This is a genomic window from uncultured Flavobacterium sp. (assembly GCF_963925185.1).
Classification (GTDB): Bacteria; Bacteroidota; Bacteroidia; order Flavobacteriales; family Flavobacteriaceae; genus Flavobacterium.
Genome location: NZ_CAWURC010000005.1, coordinates 15,718 through 37,843 on the forward strand (window position 1 = coordinate 15,718; position 22,126 = coordinate 37,843).

Annotated in this window: 18 protein-coding genes; 12 read left to right on the forward strand and 6 right to left on the reverse strand. The window is 35.5% G+C overall.

Annotated elements, in window-relative coordinates:
* The first annotated feature begins 10 nt into the window (after positions 1 to 10).
* The 10 genes from AABM59_RS01460 (at position 11) to AABM59_RS01505 (ending at position 10,699) form a co-directional block, all read left to right on the forward strand.
* Positions 11 to 1,060: a 2Fe-2S iron-sulfur cluster-binding protein gene (locus AABM59_RS01460; RefSeq protein ID WP_338407210.1), complete on the forward strand. Its 1,050-nt coding sequence runs from the start codon at positions 11 to 13 to the stop codon at positions 1,058 to 1,060.
* Complete coding sequence (gene nuoH, locus AABM59_RS01465) at positions 1,053 to 2,105, forward strand: NADH-quinone oxidoreductase subunit NuoH (RefSeq protein ID WP_338407211.1); 1,053 nt, start codon at positions 1,053 to 1,055, stop codon at positions 2,103 to 2,105. Before AABM59_RS01460 ends, nuoH begins: the two co-directional genes overlap by 8 nt.
* 101 nt (positions 2,106 to 2,206) lie before the next feature.
* Complete coding sequence (locus AABM59_RS01470; protein ID WP_338407212.1) at positions 2,207 to 2,752, forward strand: NADH-quinone oxidoreductase subunit I; 546 nt, start codon at positions 2,207 to 2,209, stop codon at positions 2,750 to 2,752.
* The gene (locus tag AABM59_RS01475) at positions 2,752 to 3,264 is read left to right on the forward strand and encodes an NADH-quinone oxidoreductase subunit J (protein WP_338407213.1); all 513 of its coding nucleotides are present in this window, start codon (positions 2,752 to 2,754) and stop codon (positions 3,262 to 3,264) included. Before AABM59_RS01470 ends, AABM59_RS01475 begins: the two co-directional genes overlap by 1 nt.
* 1 nt (position 3,265) lies before the next feature.
* Positions 3,266 to 3,586, forward strand: coding sequence for an NADH-quinone oxidoreductase subunit NuoK (gene nuoK / locus AABM59_RS01480; RefSeq protein ID WP_338407214.1), 321 nt, complete (start codon positions 3,266 to 3,268; stop codon positions 3,584 to 3,586).
* Positions 3,587 to 3,592: 6 nt separating this feature from the next.
* Positions 3,593 to 5,482: an NADH-quinone oxidoreductase subunit L gene (nuoL, locus tag AABM59_RS01485; protein ID WP_338407215.1), complete on the forward strand. Its 1,890-nt coding sequence runs from the start codon at positions 3,593 to 3,595 to the stop codon at positions 5,480 to 5,482.
* Positions 5,483 to 5,485: 3 nt separating this feature from the next.
* Positions 5,486 to 6,925, forward strand: coding sequence for an NADH-quinone oxidoreductase subunit M (locus AABM59_RS01490; RefSeq protein WP_338407216.1), 1,440 nt, complete (start codon positions 5,486 to 5,488; stop codon positions 6,923 to 6,925).
* Positions 6,926 to 6,977: 52 nt separating this feature from the next.
* Entirely contained in the window at positions 6,978 to 8,348 is a 1,371-nt protein-coding gene (locus AABM59_RS01495) for an NADH-quinone oxidoreductase subunit N (protein ID WP_338407217.1), read from the forward strand.
* Between the two features lie 289 nt (positions 8,349 to 8,637).
* Positions 8,638 to 9,630: a Gfo/Idh/MocA family oxidoreductase gene (locus tag AABM59_RS01500; RefSeq protein ID WP_338407218.1), complete on the forward strand. Its 993-nt coding sequence runs from the start codon at positions 8,638 to 8,640 to the stop codon at positions 9,628 to 9,630.
* Between the two features lie 112 nt (positions 9,631 to 9,742).
* A complete protein-coding gene (locus AABM59_RS01505; protein ID WP_338407219.1) occupies positions 9,743 to 10,699 on the forward strand; it encodes an aldo/keto reductase in 957 nt (318 codons plus the stop codon).
* Positions 10,700 to 10,941: 242 nt separating this feature from the next.
* Here AABM59_RS01505 and AABM59_RS01510 read toward each other — a convergent pair whose 3' ends face one another.
* From AABM59_RS01510 to AABM59_RS01530, 5 genes are all read right to left on the reverse strand, one after another.
* On the reverse strand, positions 10,942 to 12,606 hold the full coding sequence (locus AABM59_RS01510) for a sodium/sugar symporter (RefSeq protein ID WP_338407220.1): 1,665 nt from the start codon (positions 12,604 to 12,606) through the stop codon (positions 10,942 to 10,944).
* Positions 12,607 to 12,693: 87 nt separating this feature from the next.
* Positions 12,694 to 13,710, reverse strand: a complete 1,017-nt coding sequence (gene galE, locus AABM59_RS01515) for a UDP-glucose 4-epimerase GalE (protein WP_338407221.1) — start codon at positions 13,708 to 13,710, stop codon at positions 12,694 to 12,696.
* Positions 13,711 to 13,713: 3 nt separating this feature from the next.
* A complete protein-coding gene (locus AABM59_RS01520) occupies positions 13,714 to 14,763 on the reverse strand; it encodes a UDP-glucose--hexose-1-phosphate uridylyltransferase (RefSeq protein WP_338407222.1) in 1,050 nt (349 codons plus the stop codon).
* 6 nt (positions 14,764 to 14,769) lie between these two features.
* Positions 14,770 to 15,936, reverse strand: a complete 1,167-nt coding sequence (gene galK, locus AABM59_RS01525; RefSeq protein WP_338407227.1) for a galactokinase — start codon at positions 15,934 to 15,936, stop codon at positions 14,770 to 14,772.
* Between the two features lie 42 nt (positions 15,937 to 15,978).
* Positions 15,979 to 16,992, reverse strand: coding sequence for an aldose epimerase family protein (locus AABM59_RS01530; protein ID WP_338407223.1), 1,014 nt, complete (start codon positions 16,990 to 16,992; stop codon positions 15,979 to 15,981).
* A 140-nt stretch (positions 16,993 to 17,132) separates the two neighbouring features.
* On the opposite strand from AABM59_RS01530, the gene AABM59_RS01535 reads away from it, so the two are divergent.
* Entirely contained in the window at positions 17,133 to 18,131 is a 999-nt protein-coding gene (locus AABM59_RS01535; RefSeq protein ID WP_338407224.1) for a GntR family transcriptional regulator, read from the forward strand.
* Positions 18,132 to 18,595: 464 nt separating this feature from the next.
* Here the strand turns inward: AABM59_RS01535 and AABM59_RS01540 are convergent, their stop codons facing one another.
* Positions 18,596 to 19,657 (reverse strand): AraC family transcriptional regulator, encoded by a 1,062-nt coding sequence (locus AABM59_RS01540; RefSeq protein ID WP_338407225.1) that lies wholly within the window; start codon positions 19,655 to 19,657, stop codon positions 18,596 to 18,598.
* Positions 19,658 to 20,184: 527 nt separating this feature from the next.
* On the opposite strand from AABM59_RS01540, the gene AABM59_RS01545 reads away from it, so the two are divergent.
* Positions 20,185 to 21,984, forward strand: a complete 1,800-nt coding sequence (locus AABM59_RS01545; RefSeq protein WP_338407226.1) for a T9SS type A sorting domain-containing protein — start codon at positions 20,185 to 20,187, stop codon at positions 21,982 to 21,984.
* Positions 21,985 to 22,126 lie beyond the last annotated feature (142 nt).

The following is a 22,126-nucleotide window of genomic DNA, read 5'->3' on the forward strand; positions in this document are numbered from 1 at the left end:
ATTTACCACAATGAAAGTAACAATAGACGGTCAAGCGATAGAGGTTGAACCAGGAACAACCATCCTGCAAGCGGCTAGAATGATTGGCGGAGAAGTGGTTCCACCAGCAATGTGCTACCATTCAAAACTAAAAGGAAGCGGCGGCAAATGTCGTTGTTGTTTAGTTGAAGTTGCCAAAGGAAGTGAAGCCGACCCAAGACCAATGCCAAAATTAATGGCTTCTTGCGTAACCGGCTGTCAGGAAGGAATGGAAGTAAACAGCAAAGCATCACCAAGAGTACAAGAAGCCAGAAAATCGGTGACGGAATTCTTGTTGATCAATCACCCTTTAGATTGTCCGGTTTGTGACCAAGCGGGGGAATGTGATTTGCAGAATTTAAGCTTCGAACACGGAAAATCAGAAAGTCGTTTTATAGAAGAAAAGAGAACTTTCGAACCAGAAGATATTGGACCGAATATTCAATTGCACATGAATCGATGCATTCTTTGCTACCGATGTGTTATGGTTGCCGACCAAATAACAGACAATCGCGTTCACGGAGTGATGGACAGGGGAGATCATTCGAATATATCGACTTGTATTTCGCAAGCAATAGACAATGAGTTTTCGGGAAATATGATTGATGTGTGCCCTGTGGGAGCCTTGACCGACAAAACTTTTAGATTCAAATCGAGAGTTTGGTTCAACAAACCTTACAATGCACACAGAGATTGCCCGACTTGCTCCGGAAAAACAACCGTTTGGATGTTTGGTGACGAAATTCAAAGAGTTACTGGTAGAAAAGATGAGTTCCATGAAGTAGATGAATTCATTTGCAACGGATGTCGTTTTGACCACAAAGAGGTGAGTGACTGGGTAATTGAAGGGCCAAGAGAATTTGAAAAAGATTCGGTTATCAACCAAAACAAATACTTTGGAAAAGCAGCAACTGTGGAGATTGATACTGAAAAAAATATTCTAGTAGGTAGAGATGAAGACCGGAAAAAAATAAGTATGGCAGAGATTGATTACGACGAAAAAATAGATGGCGAACCTGTAAATTCTACTAAAAATGGATAGTGCCTTTATTATAGAAAAAAGTGTTGTAATACTAGTTGTTTTTGGCGTAACAATGCTTATGGCAATGTATTCTACTTGGGCCGAAAGAAAAGTGGCTGCTTTTCTACAAGATAGAATTGGACCGAACAGAGCAGGCCCTTTCGGATTATTTCAACCGCTTGCCGATGGTTTGAAATTGTTTGCCAAAGAAGAATTTTCACCCAATACACCCAACAAATTTTTATTCATGGTTGGACCCGGAATTGCAATGGGAACCGCTTTGATGACCAGTGCCGTGATTCCTTGGGGCGACCGTTTTCACCTTTTCGGAAGAGATATTTTACTTCAGGCGACGGATATTAACATCGCTGTTTTGTATATTTTTGGGGTTATTTCAGTAGGGGTTTATGGGATTATGATTGGTGGATGGGCTTCTAATAATAAATTTTCGTTGATTGGAGCCATTCGTGCCGCCTCTCAAATGGTTTCTTATGAAGTTGCTATGGGATTATCTGTAGTAGCTTTGTTAATGATGACAGGGACTTTAAGTTTAAAAGAAATTTCGATTCAACAATCAGGAATGCATTGGAACGTATTTTACCAACCTTTATCTTTTTTAATATTCTTGATATGTGCCTTTGCAGAAACGAACAGAACGCCTTTTGATTTAGCGGAATGTGAAACCGAATTAATTGGAGGGTATCACACCGAATATTCCTCCATGAAAATGGGTTTTTACTTATTTGCCGAATATGCTAATATGTTCATTTCTTCAACAATCTTAGCGGTTTTATTCTTTGGAGGTTATAATTATCCCGGAATGAGTTGGGCTGTAGAAAACTGGGGAGTAAATATAGCCAACGTATTAGGAATTATAGCTTTATTTATAAAATTATGCGGTTTTATTTTCTTTTACATGTGGATTCGCTGGACTATTCCAAGATTTAGATATGATCAATTGATGCATTTGGGTTGGAGAATTTTGATCCCGCTTTCGATTTTTAATATCATCATTACTGGAATTGTCCTTTTGAGAGTAGAAATAATCGTTTATTTAGGATTTTAATTAAAACACGAATGCCCTAGCCCTGATAGAAGAGGAAATCCCACGCCTTTTGCGTGGATTGAAACGGATAGCAGGATTAAGCTTTAAATAAAAATTAAGAAATGTCAATACAAGAAATATCACTTTCTGGAAGAAAAAAAGTAGTCTCTAATAAAGAGATGACTTTTCTCGAGCGAATGTATCTTATAGCCATCTTCAAAGGGTTGGGGATTACTATTAAGCACTTTTTTAGAAAAAAAGCGACGATTCAATTTCCTGAACAAGTGCGGGAATTTAGTCCGGTTTATCGGGGTCAACACATGTTGAAAAGAGATGAGCAGGGTCGTGAAAACTGTACCGCTTGTGGTTTGTGTGCTTTGTCATGTCCTGCAGAAGCTATTACGATGAGGGCTGCAGAACGCAAACCTAACGAGAAACATTTGTACCGTGAAGAAAAATATGCCGAGATATATGAAATTAATATGTTGCGTTGCATTTTTTGTGGATTGTGTGAGGAAGCTTGCCCGAAAGACGCTGTTTATTTGACAATTTCTAAAGAATTAGTTCCGGCTAGTTACAACAGAGAAGATTTTATTTATGGTAAAGATAAATTGGTAATGCCATTAGATATCGCAATGAAAAATGCACAACTTAAAAACGCCAACTAATGTCAACTATACTTCTTATATTTTGTGTTTTGTCTGCTATAACAATAGGCACTGCTTTTATGACAATATATAGCAGAAAACCAATGCATAGTGCTATATATTTAGTGATTTGTTTCACTTCGATTACTGGTCATTACTTACTTTTGAACGCACAGTTTTTGGCAATAGTCAATTTTATGGTTTACACGGGAGCGATTATGATCTTGATTGTCTTTACAATTATGCTTATGAATTTGAATAAGGAAAACGAAGTGTACAAACCTAGAGTTACCCGTTTGGGAGCAATAGTTTTATTTTGTTTAATGTGTTTAATCTTAATTGGCATTTTTATAAACTCTAAACCCATTGTTGGAGAATATGTAATAACTGGTGAGGATTACCAGTCTATAAAAGTATTGGGGAAAGTGCTACTGAATGAATATATGGTGCCTTTCGAGTTTGCATCGGTGTTGCTTTTAGTTGCAATGATTGGTGCGGTTTTATTGTCTAAAAAAGAAAATAACGAGAATTAATATGAATAATATTTTAAATCAAATTGGCATCGAAAACTATCTATTCCTAAGCGTAATACTTTTTTGTATTGGCGTTTTTGGAGTTCTGTACAGACGAAATGCCATTGTCGTATTTATGTCGATCGAAATAATGTTGAATGCCGTTAATCTTTTATTTGTAGCATTTTCGACTTATCATCAAGATGCCCAAGGACAAGTTTTTGTGTTTTTCTCAATGGCTGTTGCTGCCGCTGAAGTTGCCGTTGGTTTGGCAATTCTTGTTTCAGTGTTCAGAAATTTAGGAGCGATAGACGTAGGGAATTTAAAAAATTTAAAAGGATAATTTTCAATGGATACAAGTTTAATTTTAGTCTTATTACTTTCTCCTTTCTTAGGGTTTTTGTTCAATGTTTTCCTGGGTAAAAAAGCGAGCAAAAGCATTGTGGGAATTGTGGGAACACTTTCTGTCGTAATTTCATTTGCAGTTACAATTTATTTTTTCTTGCAAATCAATCAAACAAAAGAAGCTATTCAAATCAATTTATTTGAATGGATTTCGACACAAAGATTCAATGTTGGTTTCGGTTTTCTTTTAGACCAATTGTCATTGATTTGGTTACTATTTGTAACGGGTATTGGGTCGTTGATTCATTTATACTCTATCAGTTACATGCGTGATGACGAAAAAATACATTCCTTTTTTGCTTATTTAAATCTGTTTCTCTTTTTTATGATCACCTTGGTAATTGGAAGCAATTTACTAGTAATGTTCATTGGTTGGGAAGGCGTTGGTCTTTGCTCCTATTTATTAATTGGGTTTTGGTACAAAAACCAAGCTTTTAATGATGCCGCAAAAAAGGCTTTCATTATGAATAGAATTGGTGATTTAGGTTTTTTAATCGGAATATTTATAGTGGGTTCTTTATTCAATACTTTAGATTTTACAAGTTTAAAAACAATAATTACTTCCGCTAGTGATGTAAATGATTTTTGGATTGCCCTTGCTGCTTTGGCATTGTTTATTGGAGCATCCGGAAAATCGGCACAAATTCCATTATATACTTGGTTGCCAGACGCGATGGCTGGCCCAACTCCAGTTTCGGCATTAATCCACGCGGCGACAATGGTAACTGCTGGAATCTTTATGATTACAAGATTAAATTTCTTGTTTGATATGGCTCCAAGTATTCAAAATATTATTGCCATTATTGGAGCTGTAACTTCATTAGTTGCTGCAACAATAGCATTGACTCAAACCGACATTAAAAAAGTATTAGCCTATTCTACAGTTTCTCAATTGGGATTAATGTTCTTGGCTTTAGGGCTTGGGGCTTATGAAGTAGCTGTTTTTCACGTCATCACACACGCTTTCTTCAAAGCTTGTTTGTTCTTGGGTTCAGGATCCGTAATTCACGGTTTACATGGCGAACAAGACATGCGAAAAATGGGTGGTTTGAAAAAAGCAATGCCTATAACTTTTATCACGATGCTGATTGCTTCATTGGCCATTTCTGGAATTTTTCCGTTGGCAGGTTTTTGGTCGAAAGACGAAATATTAATGACTGCTTTTCATCATAATATTGCTTTATGGGTAATCGGATCCATTGCTTCGATAATGACGGCGTTTTATATGTTTAGATTAATGTACTTAACGTTTTTCAAATCCTTTAGAGGAACAGAGGAACAAGAACATCATTTGCATGAAAGTCCAAGTTTAATTACTTTTCCTTTAGTTATTTTAGCCGTTTTATCTTTCTTTGGAGGACTAATCAGTTTACCAGGAAATAGCTGGTTAAACGACTATTTATCTCCTCTGTTTTCGAAAGCTACTTCCCAAGAACATTCATTTGGAACTACCGAATATACCTTGATGGCAATTGCCACGATTGGTGCAATAGCAGGGATTTTATACGCTCGTTTGAAATACGTTAAAAACAGTATAATTCCGAGCGAAGATTCTGAAATCAAAGGCTTAACCAAAGTTTTGTACAACAAATATTATGTTGACCAGGCTTACGATGCAATTTTTGTAAAACCTGTCAATTTCTTGTCTAATTTCTTCAGAGATACTGTTGAAACTACTTTATCGGCAATGGTTTTGGGGTTAGGAAAAGCGACAAACGAATTGGCTTTCCAAGGAAAAAAATTGCAAAACGGAAGTGTTGGTTTCTATCTTTTTGCCTTTGTTATAGGGGTTTGCGCGATATTAACCTATTTCTACTATCAAAATAATTTTTAAAGAATGGATGTAACTACACTATTAATCATACTACTTGCCGGAGCATTTGCTACTTATTTTTCGGGCGATAAATGGGCTCCAAAAGTAGCTTTGCTTTTTGGACTAACTGCATTTGCAGGTTCAATTTGTTTATTAAGCCAATATAATTTAGGAGGCAAAATTGACTTTATATCTCCTTGGATTTCTCAACCAAAAATTTATTTAGCCTTACATGCAGACGGTCTTGCCTTGGCAATGCTTTTGCTAACAACTGCTTTGACGCCAATTATCATTTATTCTTCTTTTGGAAATAGTTATAAAAATCCGAAAGCATTTTACGCCTTAATTTTGTTTATGACCTTTGCAATGTCAGGAACTTTTCTAGCTTCTGACGGGATATTGTACTATATATTCTGGGAGTTGTCATTAATTCCAATTTACTTCATTACATTGATTTGGGGGAATGGTGATGTCGAAGAACGCAAAAAAGCGGTAGTAAAATTCTTTATTTACACCCTTGCAGGTTCCTTGTTTATGCTAGTGGCTTTTATTTATTTATACCAAAAAGCAGGTAGCTTCTTGATTAACGATTTAGTTAAAACAAATTTAAGTTCTACGGAAGAATTCTGGATTTTCTTAGCATTCTTCTTGGCTTATGCTATAAAAATACCCTTGATTCCTTTTCATACTTGGCAGGCAAAAGTGTATCAAAAAGCACCAACTGTTGGAACCATGTTGCTTTCTGGAATTATGCTAAAAATGGGGTTGTACAGCGTAATCCGTTGGCAATTACCTATTGCGCCAATTGCAGCCAAAGAATTGATGACACTCTCTATTAGTCTTGGTCTTGCTGGCGTAATCTATGGTTCAATTGTAGCGTTGAGACAAAAAGATTTGAAAAAATTACTGGCTTATTCTTCCTTGGCACACGTTGGATTAATTGCTGCAGGTACTTATACTTTAACGCTTGACGGGTTACGGGGAGCGGTTATGCAAATGATAGCACATGGATTTGTAGTTGTTGGATTGTTTCTCGTTGCTGAAATTATATTTAGAAGATACGAGACAAGAAAAATATTTGAAATGGGCGGAATTCGTGCACAATCGCCAAAGTTAACTTCCTTGTTTATGTTATTGGTTTTGGCTTCGGTGGCCTTACCTTCAACATTTAACTTTGTTGGTGAATTTACCGTTTTATTCAGTCTTTCTCAAATAAATATTTGGTTTGCCATTCTTGGCGGAACAACTATAATTTTGGGAGCTTACTATATGTTGAAAATGTTTCAACACGTGATGTTGGGTGAAACTAATGCTAAAATATTCAATGACGTTACTTTCAACGAAGGCTTGTCATTGGTTCTTATTATTGCCGTTTTGTTCTTTTTTGGATTGTATCCAAAACCAATTATGGATTTGATTACTCCAAGTCTAGAAAACATTTTAGTACAGATAAATAGAAATTAGCTAAAAGACCTGACGGGTTTTTAAACCTGTCAGGTCTAAAAAAAACATATAAATGAACACATTAATAGCAATCACGGCACTCGGAGTTTTAACTCTTTTATTTGAAATTTTAAATTTTAGAAAAGCCATTGTTCCGGTAACAATTCTTGGATTATTGTCCATTCTTGGATTAACCTACACCGAATTTAATACCCCGGGTAATTTCTACAACAATATGATTGTGGTGAGCCAATTTTCATCTGCATTCTCTGCTTTGTTTATCATTCTAACAATATTCTTAGTGGCGTTAAGCCATGATTTTTATGAAGATCATCAAACAAAAATATCAGATTTTATTGCCATAAAAATATTTATGCTGGCCGGAGCAGTTGCAATGGTCTCTTTTGGAAACTTAGCAATGTTCTTTTTAGGAATCGAAATTTTGTCTATTTCCTTATATATTCTTGCCGCAAGCAAAAGAACAAATATAAAAAGTAACGAAGCGGGAATGAAATATTTCTTAATGGGTTCGTTTGCTTCTGGAATTATATTATTCGGGATTTGTTTGATTTATGGTGCAATGGGAACTTTTGACATTGCCGAAATTACAGATTGGTCCCGCTCCGCCGAATTGCCTTCTTGGTTTCCAATAGGGGTTTCATTGGTTACCATTGGAATGCTTTTCAAAATTGCTGCCGTTCCTTTTCATTTTTGGGCACCTGATGTTTACGAAGGCTCTCCAGCTTTAACAACAGCAACAATGAGCACTCTGGTAAAAGTGGTGGCGATGGCGACATTGTATAAATTGCTAACCGCGATGAATGCAGATCTTTCGCATGCCTTTATCAATATCATTATTGTAATTTCGATTGCCTCTATGACCGTTGGAAACATTATGGCATTGAAACAAACCAACGTGAAGCGCATGTTAGCTTTCTCTGGAATTTCACATGCTGGTTTTATGTTGATGGCTTTGGTGAGTATCAGCAATTCCGCAGGAAGTTTATTGTATTATGCTACTGCTTATTCATTAGCAGGAATTGCTGCATTTGCAGTGATTTTATACGTTTGCAAAAACAAGGATAACGAAGATGTTGCTAACTTCAACGGATTAGGAAAAACCAATCCATTGCTGGCGGCAGTTCTTACAGCATCGTTACTTTCGATGGCTGGAATTCCTATTTTTGCTGGATTTTTTGCCAAAATGGTTTTGTTCAATCAAACCATTCAAGCAGGTTATTTAGTAGTGGTTCTCGCGGCTGTTATCAACTCTATTATAAGTGTGGGTTATTATTTCAAATTGATTTTGGCAATGTACAACAAAGAGCCAAATGAAGAAGTACAGAAAACACCGTTTATGTTTTATGCAGTGGCCGTTGTGGCGATTTTATTGAATATTGTTTTAGGTTTATTCCCTTCTGTGGTATTGGATTTGTTGGAATAATTATAAATAGTAAAATAACTAATAAAAACCATCAAGGGCAATTTTGATGGTTTTTGTCTTCCTTATAAAACACATTAGACAACCAAAATATGTTTTTTAACGCTCTAGTATTTGCTGTTTTTCCAATTGTATCCGTTAGATTTTAGCGAAACTAAAGACCTGAAAAACGTATTTCTAGAGGTGGTGAGTTATAATTTTTATTCCCGTGTGTATTTGAATGACACAAGCGCGAGGGTGTTTACGGAAATTGTAATAGAAAAGTTCTTTAATAAATAAAAAAACAACGACAATGCCAGACAACACCGAAAACACAAAAATAATCCGTTGGGGAATCTTAGGATGTGGGAATGTTACTGAACTAAAAAGTGGTCCAGCCTATCAAAAAACTACAGGATTCAAAATCGAAGCCGTAATGCGAAGAGATGCCGAAAAAGCGGCCGATTATGCCAAAAGGCACAACATTGGTAAATTTTATTCGGATGCAGATGAGCTAATCAATGATCCTGAAATTGATGCCATTTATATTGCCACTCCGCCAGACACGCATCATTTTTATGGTCTAAAAGTTGCTTCGATTGGCAAAATTTGCTGTATCGAAAAGCCATTGGCACCAAGCTACAAAGAAAGTCTCGAGATTTATGAAGCTTTTACAGCCAAAAATATTCCTTTATTTACCGCATATTACCGAAGAACTTTACCTCGTTTCGAACAAGTAAAAAAGTGGCTTGACAACAATAAAATTGGAGAAATAAGAACGATTCGATGGAATTTGACTAAACCCGCTTCAGATCAAGATTTGTCTGGAATCTACAATTGGCGCACCGATGCCAAAGTAGCGCCGGGAGGATATTTTGATGATTTGGGAAGCCATGGCTTGGATTTATTTGGCTTTTTTTTGGGAAACATTAAGGAAGTCTCGGGCTATAGTTTGAACCAACAAGGACTGTATTCGTCCAATGACGCTGTCACTGCCTGTTGGCTTCACGAATCTGGCGTAACAGGAAATGGTAATTGGAATTTTGGTAGCCATAAACGAGAAGACATCGTGGAAATAACAGGAAGCAAAGGCTCGATTTGCTTTTCTATTTTCGAAAACGATTCCATTATGCTTACTAATGAAGAGGGCATAACTAGTCTTTTTATCGAACATCCAGAGAACGTACAATTGCACCACGTAGAAAGAATTCGGGAACATCTTCTAGGGAATAGCGTGCATCCTTCTTCCGGTTTTTCGGCAGTGCAAACGAGTTGGGTTATGGATACCATTTTAGGAAAGATTTAATCAATTTTTACTATTTGAATAATAGAATACAATTAGAAAATCACTGTTTTTATAGAAAATCAAAATGACTTGAGCTTGCGAAAGCATGACTCCAAATTTTAAATATAGAAGAATGAATTACAATAGATGTGGAAAAAGCGGCTTACTATTGCCACAAATCTCATTAGGATTATGGCATAACTTCGGCTCGGTTGATAATTTTGAAAATGCCCAAAATATAGCTAAAGAAGCCTTTGACAAAGGAATAACTCATTTTGATTTAGCCAATAATTATGGCCCTGAACCAGGTTCGGCAGAAGCCAATTTTGGAAAGATTCTGAAGAATAATTTCCAAGGAAACCTTCGAGATAAAATTGTCATTTCGACCAAAGCAGGTTATGGGATGTGGGATGGTCCTTACGGAGATTGGGGGTCCCGAAAATATTTATTGTCGAGTTTAGACCAAAGTCTAAAACGAATGGATATTGACTATGTAGATATATTTTATTCGCATCGATTCGACCCAGAAACACCACTCGAAGAAACAATGATGGCCTTAGATTCTGCCGTAAGAAGCGGTAAAGCTTTGTATGCAGGAATCTCTAATTATCCTGCCGAACAAACCAAAGAAGCTGCCACGATTTTAAAACAACTCGGAACGCCTTGCCTTATCCATCAAGCGAGATATTCTATGTTCGAGCGATGGGCAGAAGGAGGATTATTGGAGGTGCTTGAAGAAAAAGGAGTGGGTTGCATCGCATTCTCCCCTTTGGCACAAGGCCTGTTAACCGATAAATACTTGCGTGGAATTCCCGAAAATTCTCGAGCTTCAAACCCCAGCGGATTTTTAAAAGTCTCCGACATTACCCCCGAAAAAATCCATAAAATCACCCAATTAAATGCCATTGCGTTGGAACGAAATCAATCCTTAGCCCAAATGGCTCTTGCTTGGTTGCTAAAAGACAATCGAATCACATCGGTATTGATTGGTGCAAGTTCTGTGGGTCAATTAAATAATAATATTGAAAGCATCAATAAATTGGATTTCTCCCAGGAAGAGTTGGCCGCGATTGAGAAAATCTTGAAATAAATTATCTTCCCCAACTTGGCTGGGAATAAGGTCAATCTTTTTTTATCAACAATCCTCAAAATTATCGATTGTCCTGTACCCTTACAAGAAGCATGCAGTGTCTAATGCCAGAGTGAACCATTATTTTCCCTTAAAAGTCCCTGAAGCAAACGAAATTAATTACGGGGAATCCTAATTCATAGAATAAAAAAAGTGTGAAATCAAATAAATTGATTTCACACTTTCATACATTCTTACTCCTATTATTTCCAAAAAACTGCGTAAACCACGACCAAAATTAGCATTATGGCAAACGAACAGATGTTAAAAAGCGGACTTGTTTTAAATAACTCTTTAGTCAATGGAATTCCTTTAGAATCATTGGCTCCTTTATTTTGGAATAAACTTATAGCTACAATTAACAACATCGTCAAAATAGCGGTGTATCCCATTTGATCCATCCAAGGCAAGGTTGGGAAAAAAGATTCCATACCGCCTCCAGTTGCCCATCCTTTTGGACCAACTTTAAAGAACATCGCTATTGGAATAGAAAGTAATGCTCCCCAAATGGCGGCTTTGTTGGTTGTTTTTTTCCAAAACAATCCCAATATAAATACAGCCAAAATACCCGGACTCACAACGCCTGTATACTCTTGAATAAATTGAAATGCCTGATCAATTCCTCCTAAAAGCGGAGCCATGATAACTGCAATTATTAAGGCGACTCCAGCGGAAAGACGACCAACATTTACAGTCGTTTTATCGCTAGAATTGGTATTAATGTATTGTTTGTAAATATCCATCGTGAAAATTGTAGCCGTTGAATTCAGCATTGAAGCTAATGAAGATACAATTGCAGCAGCCAAGGCAGCAAAAGCCAACCCTTTTAAACCGGCAGGCAAGAAATGCAACAACCATGGATACGCTCTATCCGCCGTGCCAATTCCAGGCAAGTTTTCTGCAGCAGCAACACCTAATCTATTCATGATTACTGGATCATTAACCATTACATAAGCTGCAATCCCAGGAATAACAACTATTAATGGAATAAGTAACTTTAAAAAAGCTGCTAATAAAATTCCTTTTTGAGCCTCCCGCAAAGATTTTGCCGCCAATGTTCTTTGAATAATATACTGATTGAAACCCCAGTAGTAGATGTTTGCAACCCAAAGACCTCCCACTAAAACTCCAATTCCTGGAAGATTCATATATTCAGGATTCGATTTGTCCAAGATCATTACAAAACGATCCGGTGCTGCTTCATAAATATGTTGCAAACCTGCCCACATTCCCGCACCATCAGAAACTGTGTTTAATGCCAAATAAGTTGTCACCAATCCTCCTAAAACTAGAAAAATAACTTGTATCACATCTGTCCAGGCAACCGCAGAAAGCCCTCCGTATAATGAATAGGCTGCGGCAAAAAGGGCCAATCCTATAATAGCATACATCATATCAACTCCCAATATGGTTTGAATAGCTAATCCGCCCAAGTATAAAACTGTAGTTAAATTAACAAATACATATAAAGCTATCCAAAATACAGCTAAAATTGTTTTTAAATTGGTAGAAAACCTTTTTTCAACAAATTCAGGAATGGTATAGATTCCTTTCTCAATAAAAATGGGTAAAAAATACTTTCCAACAATAATTAAAGTAAAAGCGGCCATCCACTCATAAGAAGCGATAGCTAAACCCAAAGCGAAGCCAGAACCTGACATTCCAATAAATTGTTCTGCAGAAATATTTGCTGCAATCAATGAAGATCCTATTGCCCACCAAGGCAATGATTTACTTGCAAGAAAATAATCTTCCGCGTTTTTCTGAACGCCTTCTTTATCTCGGGAAACCCATAGGCCAACTCCTAAAATAAGCACTGCATAGGCGGTAAAAACCGCGTAATCTAAAAATCCAAAACCTGTTTCCATAAAATGTTTTTTGTTAGTTAATTAATTTGGTCAATATTGTAAAATAAATTGTTAATCTCTCCTGATTTTTGTGTTTTTTAAAAAAAGTTATTTTGCCTTAACCTTCTGTTCCCATTTCCACGCACTTGCCATGGCCTCTTCTAGAGATAATTGTGTTTTCCAACCGAGAACCCCATTAGCCTTGTCAGTATTGGCATAAGCCTTGGTAACATCGCCTTCTCTTCTATCCACAATTTTGTACGGGAATGGTTTTCCGCTTACTTTTTCAAAACTAGTAATTACCTCTAGAACTGAACTTCCCACTCCTGAACCTAAATTAAAAATCTCTACTTTATCTAAATTCTTTTTATTCAACAAGCGTTGCAATGCCACAACATGGGCTTTAGCCAAATCGACAACGTGAATATAATCGCGAATACAAGTTCCATCTGGAGTAGGATAATCATTGCCATAAACCAGTAACTCTTTTCGCAATCCTATTCCCGTTTGGGTGATAAACGGGACTAAATTTTGTGGCACACCAATAGGCAATTCCCCGATTTCAGCAGAATCATGAGCTCCTATTGGGTTAAAATAGCGCAATAAAATAGCATTGATAGCACTTACTTTCGCTACATCAATAATAATCTCTTCTCCTATTTGCTTTGTGTTTCCATAAGGAGACATAGCCGGTTTAATGGGAGCGGTTTCGGCAATAGGTATTACATCCGCTTGCCCGTAAACGGTACAGGAAGAGCTAAATATAAAGTTTGCCTCCTCTTTTTTTTCTAATTCCTGAAGCAGATAAACCAAAGACGATAGGTTATTTTCATAATACAACAATGGATTCGTAACACTTTCACCAACTGCTTTAGAAGCCGCAAAATGAATTACTCCACTCACATCATCGTGTTTTTTAAAAAAATCTTGTACCGATGCTTTTCCTCTTAAATCTAATTTTTCGAAGATGGGCTGTTTTCCGGTAATGGCAACAATCCCTTTAAAAACGGCTTCAGATGAGTTGGAAAGGTTGTCAATAATGACCACTTCAAAACCTTTGTTTTGCAATTCGACTACCGTATGAGATCCTATAAATCCCAAACCTCCTGTTACTAATATTTTCATTTCTTATTTGCTTTTATAGTGTACAACAGATAAATCTCTTAACATTTGGGCACTTTTCTCGGCAGTGATGTCTCGTTGTGATTCGCCCATCATTTCATATCCTACCATAAATTTTTTAACCGAAGCTGAACGCAACAATGGCGGATAAAAATGCATATGAAATAACCATTCCGGATGATCTTCGCCATCAGTTGGAGCTTGATGAATCCCCGAAGAGTATGGGAAAGATGTTTCAAAAAGGTTATCGTACTTGGCTGTCAATTGTTTTAAAATCACGGCATATGCCGATACTTCTTCTGCATTAAAATCAGTAATCTTAGTTACATGACGTTTGCAAACAATCAAGGTTTCGAATGGCCAAACAGCCCAAAAAGGAACCAAAGCCACAAAATGTTCGTTTTCTATGATAATACGCTCTTTGGCTTCTAATTCTTTTTTCAAATAATCCAAAAGCAAGTTACTGCCGTTTTTGTCGTAATAGGTTTTTAAACTATTTTGGGTTTTTTCTATCTGGGTAGGTAACGAAGATTGTGCCCATATTTGTCCGTGTGGATGCGGATTACTACAACCCATAACACTTCCTTTATTCTCGAAAATTTGTACATAGTTAATGTAATCAACATTCCCCAAATCGGTATATTCTCTTTGCCAAGTCCGAATGATTTCTTCGATTGTTGGCAAATCCATTTCGGGCAAGGTGATTTTGTGTTTTGGAGAAAAGCAAACCACTCTAGAGATTCCTCTTTCTGGTTTAGCCTTAAAAAAAGTAGTTTCGTTACTTTCGTCAAACTCTATTTCTTCTTGTTTTAATGCAGCAAAATCATTATCAAATACAAATGAACTTGTGTATTGTGGATTTACCTCGCCATTAGCACGCATATTTCCAGGGCATAAATAACAACTTGGGTCGTGTTCTGGTCTTCCATCTTCAGCAATAGTTTCATTTTGACCTTGCCAAGGACGCTTGGCTCTGTGTGGAGAAACTAAAACCCATTCATTAATAAGAGGATTAAATCTTCGGTGTGGATCTTCATAGATATCAAATTTTTTCATTACTAACTAGTTTTTGTAAAGTGATGTTCCGTTAGAAACTTTCACGTCATATGTTTTTAATTCTATTCCAAATTGGTTTGCGTATAATTTGGCAAACTTCTCTTTAATGGTCTCTTCGCTTCCCTTTTTTACCAAAGTTATTGTGCAACCTCCAAAACCACCTCCCATTAATCGGGAACCAATTACATCTTGTTCTGCTTTGGCCAAATCTACAAGATAGTCTAGTTCGGCACAACTTACTTCGTAATTTTTAGATAACCCCTCATGAGTTTCAAACATTAATTTTCCTAATGTTTCAATGTCGCCATTGTCCAGGGCTACACAAGCTTGTATTACGCGGTTGATTTCTTTTACGGCATATAAACTTCTTTTGAAGACATTGTCTGTCATTTTAGATTTCAAACTAGTTAAATGGCTAACATCACAATCTCTGAAACTAGTAATTTCCGGATAATTTTCTTTGATGATACTTAATCCTTCGTTACATTCTATACGTCGATTATTGTATTCGGATGTAAATAAAGAATGTTTTACGTTGCTATCAAATAATATTAAGGAATAATCAACAAAATTTGCATCGTGGTAGGTGTAATCCAAAGTACGGCAATCAATTTTTATGACTTTATTTTCTAATCCCATTACGCTGGCAAACTGGTCCATGACACCACAATTGATACCCACCCAGTGTTCTGCACTTTGTCCCATTAATGCAATACCAATTGATTTTATTCCTAAATTGAACATTTCGTTAATTCCGAATAAAAATCCACATTCTAGGGCTGCCGAAGATGACAAACCAGAACCGGTGGGGATATTGCTGCTAAAGACACAGTTAAAACCTCCAATTTCGTATCCTTTTAATTTTAATTGAAACAATACGCCACGTAAATAATTAGTCCAAACGACCTCGCTTAGTATCTCTTCTTTTGTAACATCAATGGTTACTGATTCATTTAAATCAATGGCCTGGATGTTGGCTGTATTAGTGTTGTTTTTTTCGAAGGCAAAACAGATGATTTTGTCGATTGCAGCAGGCAATACATAGCCGTCATTGTAGTCGATATGTTCGCCAATAATGTTGATTCTACCTGGAGAAAGCACCGTTTTAGCAGGTGCATGTCCAAATTTTTCTTTAAAAAAATCTGTTGTGTCTTGTATTAAAATCTCATTCATCATTATATATTTAAATCATTTTATTTTTTATACTAATATGCTTTATACAAACTGAAATTTATAAATAGTTTTATGATAATATTGTTCCCCTTTTTTTAATATAGCACTCGGGAAATTAATATGGTTGGGTGCATCTGGATAGTTTTGTGTTTCAAAACAAATGCCGCTCAAATGATGGTAGGCAGCATTTCCTTTGCCTTTTAGAGTTCCAAAACAATTTCCGCCCACATAAACATGAATTCCTGGTTGGTTCGTAATTACGTCCATTTTCAAATTATTTTTAGGACTGTACAAACTTGCCGAAACAGCATCAGTAGCAACTACAACAAAAGTAGTATCAATAGAAGTTGGACATTTTTTTGGCAAATTAAAATCGAAAGGGTGGTTTTTTAAATCGATGAAACGGCCTGTTGGTATATTATCCGTATCCGTTTCAACTAGTTTTTCAGAGGCAATCATTAACTCCTGATTTTCAACCGAACCTTGATGGCCGTCTAAATTAAAATAACTATGATGAGTCAGGTTTATAATGGTATCTTCCGTGGTTTTAGCATTATACTCTACTATTAATTCGTTTTGTTCTGATAGTGTATAAGTAACCTTTACATCTAATTCCCCAGGATAATTTTCTTCGTTGGAAGGACTGCTATATTCTAATGTTACCGACGGATTTTTACCGGAATTTTCGGCAACGATAGTCCATTCCTTTTGGCTAAAACCTTCTTTTCCTCCGTGTAATGAATTTTTATTATTGTTTGGATACAATTTATATTGCTGGTCATTCAATGTAAAAAGGCCTTTACTAATTCTACCGGCATATCTACCCACAATAGCTCCAAAATAAGGGGGAGAATTCAATCCAAAGGATTCTTTATACGTATCAACTGAATCAAAACCTAAAACCACATCGACTTTTTCGCCATTTGGCAATGGAATTTTTAAGGAGCCAAGGCTTGCCCCATAGTTGAATACATTTATTTGAAAACCATTTTCATTTGTTAAAACAGAACACTCCATATCTTTAATTGTAATCGTGTTAGTTGAAACATTATCCAATAAAACAAACTTTTAATTATTGTATCATGTTTTATTTCGCTGTTTTTTTACGAAATATTAAAAAACAAATCTAGAATAATAAACAAGTAAATCATACCAGTACCTACCAGTTTTTGTATATTGCAAAAAATTTGACGAATATGAAAGTAATTTCCATCCAAAATAATCTAGGCATTCCCAAATACAGACAAATAATAACCTCGATTGAAAAAGCAATTAAAGAGGGAAACCTGAAAAAAGACGACCTATTGCCGTCGATAAATAAAGTCTGTTTGGAGTTTTCATTGTCGCGGGACACGGTTTTTCAAGCCTATGAAGAATTGAAAAAAAGAGGCATCATTTATGCCATTCTTGGCAAAGGTTTTTATGTCAAAAGCACTGAAGTTACCATAAAAATCAAGATTTTTCTATTGTTTGACGAGTTGAATGTTTTCAAGGAGGACCTGTACAATTCAATTCTAGAAAACTTTGGAAAAAATGTCCAGGTCGATATTTTCTTCCACCATTTTAACGCTCCCGTTTTCAAAAAGTTGATCAATGACGGCAATGGAAATTACACCAAATACATCATAATGCCAACAAATTTGGTTGAGGTGGCTTCAGTGATAAAAACCCTACCAGTTAATGATGTCTATATTTTAGACCAAACAAATCCGGAACTTAAATTCTATCCCGCAGTATATCAAAACTTCGTGAAAGACATTTATGATGCATTGTTGGAAGGAAAAGCAGCATTAACAAAATACGAAAAACTGGTAATGATTTTTCCTGGATTTCGGGAACCCATAGGAATGAAGGGAGGTTTCGAAAAGTTTTGTACTGATTTTTCTTTCGAAAAAGAAATAATCACTACATTCAATGATAGAGAAATAAAAATTGGCGAAGTTTATATCATCCCGAATGATCGGGATTTGGTGAGTGTAATCGAAAAATCGAAACTGCAAAATTTAAAACTGGGTCAAGATTTCGGAATTATTTCCTATAATGAAACTCCACTAAAAAAAATCGTAGAAAACGGCATCACGACCATATCCACTGATTTTCGAGCCATGGGTAAAATTATGGCAGAAATGATTTTAGAAGGAAAGAAAGAACAAATAGAGAATAGGTGTTCCCTGATCTTGAGAAAGTCCTTGTGAATAAAGCCAAAAAAAACCGCTTCTTTCGAAGCGGTTTTTGTACCTGGAGCCAGATCAAATTAAAAAATTTGACCCGGCTCCAGTAAAAAACAAAAGCTCTTCTTTTCAGAAGAGCTTTAAGTACGCCTAACAAGTGAAATATCGAACAGTCTTCATGAAGAGTTAGAAATAATTAAACTTTTTAAAAAATCAACCTCTAAATTTCTTTAGAGGTCTTTTGGTTCTAGTCAGTTCGCCTAACAATTGAAATATCGAACAGCCTGCATGAAGAATTAGAAGTTATTAAAACTTTTAAAATGAATCATTACTCATAGATTTTCAACTAAAACAGCTTGCCTTTATTCATCATTTATAGTATTGAATATTTATTTAAATAAAAATAGTATTTGCAAAAATATCGGCATCAAATAAATAACACCAAATTTATTTCAAAAACTGAAATAACATATTAAAGTTCTAATAGTTTAATCAACCTCACTCAATGATTTGTTGTTGTTGTAATACTCCTTCGGAGAAAAGCCAATTATACCCTTAAAACTCTTAAAAAATGCACTGTAGGATGAAAATCCAGTTTCCTCAGCCAAAGATTCTATAGTATTGACTTTGAGAAAACCATTTTCAATCAAAGCAATTCCTTTTTGTATGCGTATAATTTTTTTAAAATCGTTAAAACTAATTTTAGCATGGTATTTAAAAACAAAAGTAATGTGACTTTTTGGAATGTTTAATTTGTTGGACAAATCTTGAATTTTAAACGATTCTGAAAAATACAACGGTGTATCTAAAGCCAAATGTTCAATTTGCAAAATATAGTTTTCTATTTCGGGTGTTATTTTTTCTTTTAATGCAATATGCTGAAGATTTGAAACTGAAATGGTTTCTTTTAATACCCATATGTTATCAAAAACAATTTTATGTTTTTTGTATTCTTTGATTTTATTTTGAAATAAATCATAGCCGTATAAAAATTCAGGCGAATACAATACTCTTAAGTAAAGTAAGATCCATAGTAAAGCTGTTATCCATAAAATATTGTCGCTGTATTGGTACCAAAATCCGACATTATAAGCAACAAAATAGAATATAAAACGAATTATAATTAAGATGAAAAACCCAAATAAAATATACGTCCATTTTTTGACTAAAACATTTTTTTGATCAATTACCAATACCGCACTCTTCCTATTCCAAACCCATTTACACAATATTAAATACGATTTTACAGCGTAAATCAAATTAAATAAAAACAAAACGACCATCCGGATTTTTAGACCTAAAACTTCTGTATATGAGTTTACATAATGATTAATAAATACAAATAAAATAACGGGAACAACAAAATGAACCGCATCATTTTTATCTAAATTAGTGTTAGGTCGAACTAATTTTTTAAAATATAAAAAAGCTAAGGGAGAAGTACTCAAAAAATGAAATAAATCTAATTGTCTTAAATAGTTTATGGCAATTAAAAAATCGTCCAAACCGATGAATAAAAAACGAATCGAGGAGGTTAAAAATATGACCACTAAATAGACATTGGTCTGTCGATTATTTTTATACCGATTGCCTATTAAAAAAACAGTAATAAATCCCAATAGTGCACTTGCTAAAAAAATAAGGTATTTATAATTCATTAGGAGTAGTACTTGTTTGGTTTCATACAAATTTATTTATTTTTTTTAAAACAGTGCTACATTCCTGTAAATAAGCTGTACAAATCTGAAAAATACTTGTTTAAAAATGAAAATATACTTTAAAATGTGTCATTTATCATACTTTCTTAAAAATTTAGTTTCCTTGTTTTTAATTTTTTCCGATTCTTTTTGTAGTTTTTTAAAATTTTTCTTTTTTCATCAATAGCTTTTAGTAGGTGGTTGTATAAAATTGAAAAATAATTGTTCAAAACTGAAAACTTTAATTTCCCGTTTTACCCCTTAAAATAATTCGTTTTGTTTTGTATAAAAGTTTTCATTTAGTTCTTTAAAAGCGATCCCTAAGGGACCAATTATTTGAAGGCACTATAAAAAACGTATTCCAATTAAATTAAAATTCTATGAAAAACAAAATTCAATTTTTAATTGCTTTTGCTCTATTTCTTTCGTTTAACAATGTTAAGGCTCAAAATTTCACCATTAGCAGTGGTACACAACTTGTAACCAACGGCGCTGCAATTATTACATACTCAGGAGGAACAATGACCAATAACGGAACAATAACTGCAACCGATGCTAGTTTGGTTTTCAAAGGAGCGGTAACCTATGATGGTTCTGGGACTGCCACAACTAAAAACTTTGAAATTGATCATTCCGGTTCAAGCACCCTGAACAATAGAATGCAGGTTACAGGTGTGCTTACTATATCTAATGGAGTTTTAGTAGCCAATGACAATCTAACATTAGTTTCTAATGCTTTGAGTTCAGCTGTTGTTGCACCAATACCTGCTGGAAGTGACATTACCGGAATCGCTACAGTAGAGCGTTATATTCCAGCGCGTAGAGCATACCGTTTCTTGAGTCCAGCAGTAACAACGACCACTACAATTTATGAAAACTGGCAAGAAAATGGAAGTTCAGCGGCTAATTTCGGTACTCACATTACTGGTACTGGTGGCATAACGAATGGTTTTGATGCTACAGCAACCAACAATCCGTCGATGTTTTCTTTTAACAACACTACTGGAGTCTGGGAAGCAGTTACTAATACAAATACAGATGTGTTTACAGCAGGTACTCCCTGTCGTTTAATGGTGCGTGGTGATCGAACTATCGATATGAGTACCAATACACCCACTCCAACAGCTACCACGTTAAGAGCTAAAGGCGCATTAAAAACAGGTGATTACTCGCCAACCTTAAACCCAGCAGCTGAAGGATACAGCTTTATCGGAAATCCGTACCAAGCTCCTATAGATTTTAAAGCGGTATTAAATGCAGCAATCAATATAGATGCTTCAGTATTGTACTACTGGGATCCAACGTTAAATGAAAGAGGAGGGTATGTAACCCGAAATTTAACTGCAAATACCAATGATGTTACTTCATCTTTCAATGAATACCTACAACAGGGCCAAGCCGTATTTGTAAAAAACAACAGCACTGGAAGCCCTTCATTGACCATCTCAGAAAGTCACAAATCTTTAGCCAATGCATCAGCAGGTGTATTTAGAAGTGCTTCTTCCAATTCTTTTGGAATGCTGCGCGTCCATTTACAAGCTGCTGAAAATAACCAATGGAAAACTATCGAAGGCACACTGGCATTATTTAATGATACTTACAATTGGGGCGCTTCATCAGAAGATGCCAACAAATTTTCAAATCTAGACGAAGAAGTAAGCTTTGTTCAAGACAATACCTCTTTAGCTATTGCGATACAACCCAACCCAGCCAATACGGATGAATTGCCACTTAAATTAAAAAACACGCGTTATTCCAATTACCAATGGCAGTTTGAACTAAGCGATTATGATGGTTTAACTCCCTATTTATTTGACACACAAGACAATTCTTATACGCAAATAGACAACAACATGACGCATGCTTTTACGGTAAACGGACAAGAACAAACTCGTTTTAAAATTGTATTCCAAAATACGGCGTTAAGCACACCAGATTTTAATAATCAAATCGCAGTGTATCCCAACCCAGGTAATGCAACTTCAGGGTTTTATTTACAAGGAATTACAACAACAGCGGTTTCATTATACAATGTAATGGGACAAAACATTCCGGTTCAAACCAGCAACAACGGTACTATAACTGAAGTAAAACCATTGGTTAGTTTAAGTAAGGGGGTATATTTTGTAAACCTTACAGAGCAAGGAAAAACAACACAAGTTAAATGGATTGTAGAATAATAAAAAGAAAAAAGATGAGAAATTTAAAATATCAAATTACACTAGTTTTAGTATTCATGCTCCAATTAACGCAAGCGCAACCCGCATTTGGTAATGATGATGTAGATGATGTACAAGATGTGCCAATAAATGATTGGATACT